The 2784-nt window shown below is 59.3% G+C and carries 3 protein-coding genes; all 3 read right to left on the bottom strand.

From position 1 onward, the window contains the following. Positions 1-125: 125 nt before the first annotated feature. Positions 126-773 (bottom strand): HNH endonuclease, encoded by a 648-nt coding sequence (locus WC683_20675; protein MFA4975027.1) that lies wholly within the window; start codon positions 771-773, stop codon positions 126-128. Positions 774-816: 43 nt separating this feature from the next. Then, positions 817-1293 carry a hypothetical protein gene (locus WC683_20670; GenBank protein ID MFA4975026.1) on the bottom strand — a complete coding sequence of 159 codons (477 nt, stop codon included), beginning with the start codon at positions 1291-1293 and terminating at the stop codon, positions 817-819. 9 nt (positions 1294-1302) lie between these two features. Beyond that, a partial coding sequence (locus WC683_20665; protein ID MFA4975025.1) for a hypothetical protein occupies positions 1303-2784 on the bottom strand: 1482 nt, incomplete at its 5' end.

Genomic DNA, 2784 nt, shown 5'->3' with positions numbered 1-2784 from the left:
GCCCTTCCACGCGGCGGTGATCTTCGCATAGTTTGTCGTGACCGGCTCCCACGCGCCTGAAATCTTCGCAAACTCGTTTCTTACGGGCTTCCATACACCTGATACTTTGCACCACTTCCCCGTGCTCATAGCAACATGCCGACCTCCTGCGGGAGCTTGGCGTGCTTTCTGCTGTTACACGACTTGCACAGGATCTGTAGGTTAGAAGACCGATGCGCTCCACCACGGGACAACGGGACAACGTGATCCACTGTCCTTTTCCCGAATGCGATGACTTGACGACATAGAGGGCATACTACCCGAGGAGCTTCCTTCGCCCGCCGATACATCTCTTCAACCGCCTTGGCATCTGCTGGCGCCCCTGTCGTCTCCTCAATAACTCTTCGTTTCGAGGCGTAGGCCGTGAAGTACCCAGGATGGCGCTCTCGAAATCGTTCCATCGTCTCAGGATGTTCTTTCGCGTAGGAAGCCATGTACGCTCTACGTTTTGCGTTCTGCCTCTGGACATAGTCAGGATGCGTAGCACGGTACTCGCGCATCTTCTGAGTCATATACCCAGGATGATCGGCGGCGAAGGCTAGATCATTCCTTCGCTCTCGTTCCGGGTCTTCCTTTCGGACACGGCGCATGTACTCCCGCCCCTTCGAGCGGATCGTCTCTCTGTTCTCATCCTTGTACCTGGCAGTAGCGGCCCTGATCTCGTCTGGATGCAGTGCCTTCCATACCGTTCCTGGGCGCTTCCCCAGCGCCTCGGCGATCTCTTTCTGCCTCATCCCTGAGGCGTGTAGTGACCGAGCCTCATCATGCCAGGCAGGACTAGCTTTCATATTGCACCCACAAGTCTCCGTTATTCCCATCGCCCGCAGTCGGGGCCACTGTAGAGAAGATGATGTTCCTGAATCGCGCCGTGGTGTAATCGACGGCAGTATGCCCGACCGCGCCGCCCGTCATCGTCCCGCCTGCGATCGGCAGATAGACACCGCCCGCGTTGATGAGGTCAATCGCGGCTTGCAGGATGGCGTCTGCGGCGACACGGGCGGCGGCTTCGGCGGTCACGTTCGACTTGAGCGCGATGTCATCCTCGGCGCTCGGAGCAACGACTTTCGCCCGGCCCGCTGCATCACGGATGAGGAGCTTGGATGCTGTGGCCGTCGAGACCGCACCGTGGATGCCCGTCGTCAGGTCTACGTGTTGTTCCTTGAGGTACAAGAGATTCTCGCCGATCGCATTGAGGTGCGTGTCGGCAACCCCATCCGGCGGTGTCCAGTCTACTTTCGGCGCTGTCCAGGCCATGATGCCCTCCTAATCGAGCCACGTTACCACAAGATACGCCGTGGCGAATCCGCAGTTGTCGCTATACGTTGGCGCTGGCGGGGCCTCGCCCGCGATGTCGCGGCTGAGTCGGACCATGAGCTTCGTCTTGTTCCCCGCGCCTTTTTGAATCCAGGTCAGCCCAGTAGCGTTGAGGTCAATCTTGTTCCATCCGGGGTAGGTAATGGCGCTGTTCCCGATTGATCCGCCGTCGCCCGAGTAGTTTCCCTTGTAATAGTCTGCCAATACGATAGGATCATGCGGGTAGGTCGGCTGTCCGTTCTGGATCACGATGTTCCACGTGCGGTTCAAGCTGGGCGATGAGCCAACGTAGAACCACAGCTCTGCCGCGGCGATCGTCTTTCCCGCGTCGATTGTGTCGCCGGTTGCAAAGAGCAGTGCAAGGCGATCGATATAGCCGTATCCGCTGTCCTGATTTCTGACATGATAGATAGCAATTGGCGGCGTGTCTGATCCCGATGCCGCCGCAGCTCCCCATAGCGATGCGTAGGACAAGATTCCACTATTTCGCAATCCCCTCGACTCAGCATCCAGGCTGAATGTGGCGCGCGGTAGGACGATTGTCCCAACTGCCCCGATTTCCGCCGTGAGTACCTTGTTTGTCCGCCGCGGGATGGTGGCTAGAACTTCAGCCGTACCCGCAAGATCCTTGTATTCAGGCTGTTCACGAACTACCGTGCCGACCGTCCCCACGGTTGCAACCGCCAACGCTTTCTCATATGCCGTCCCCAGCTGTTGCGCGGTGACGGTGATCTCAAGCCCGCCGTCGTAACTCACGTCCTGCCCGACGATGCCGTACTGTGCCGTCGTCGCGGCATACCATGAATCCACCGCCTCCACGCGATCGCCGAGCAACTGCGCGATGTTGCCACGGGCACGCATCACGATGTCACGGCGCGGGTTGCGGTAGGTCTCAAGGATTGCGTCGGCGACGGTCTGTGCTCGGTCCTCGTCCTGCCAGAATTCTGAGCTGATCGGCTCGGATAGTGACTGCTTGCCATTCTGTGCGATCGACGTTGCATCCTGGGCGACAACGACACGTGAGCCCTGCACTTCTAGCATCTTCCCCGCGACCGTGACCTGTGTCACCGTCTCCGCGCCGCCGCCCGCGTTGGCGTAGGTCACCGAGATGCCCCACGAGTACGCGGTATAGGAATCCACGGTCACATCAGGGTCGGCGGTGATCACGGGCGCTTGCACGTCTACGCACGGAGAGAACGAGTAGAAGTGCAACTTAGTCACCGTCCCGCCTGCGGGCACGGTAATCACTTCCACGTCGGTCACGATGTTTTGCTCGGCGCTCGGCACACGTGGCTGGGCCTGTGCTTCCACGTAGTTCACCATCTGCGACCATTGGAGCGGATGATCGAAGGTGAATGTGTTGGCTGTCGTGTAGGCGAACGGATTGAGCGACGGGGCCTGATAAACCTCAAGGACGAGCTTGCCGTCGCG

The sequence above is a fragment of the bacterium genome, from assembly GCA_041648665.1.
Classification (GTDB): domain Bacteria; phylum UBA10199; class UBA10199; order 2-02-FULL-44-16; family JAAZCA01; genus JAFGMW01.
The sequence above is the reverse complement of the archived record's forward strand: the minus strand, read 5'-3'. Positions and strand labels throughout refer to the sequence as shown.

Coding starts and splice junctions, on each gene's coding strand:
- WC683_20670 (MFA4975026.1), bottom strand. CDS start 1,293: ATGGCCTGGACAGCGCCGAAAGTAGACTGGACACCGCCGGATGGGGTT.
- WC683_20675 (MFA4975027.1), bottom strand. CDS start 773: ATGAGGCAGAAAGAGATCGCCGAGGCGCTGGGGAAGCGCCCAGGAACG.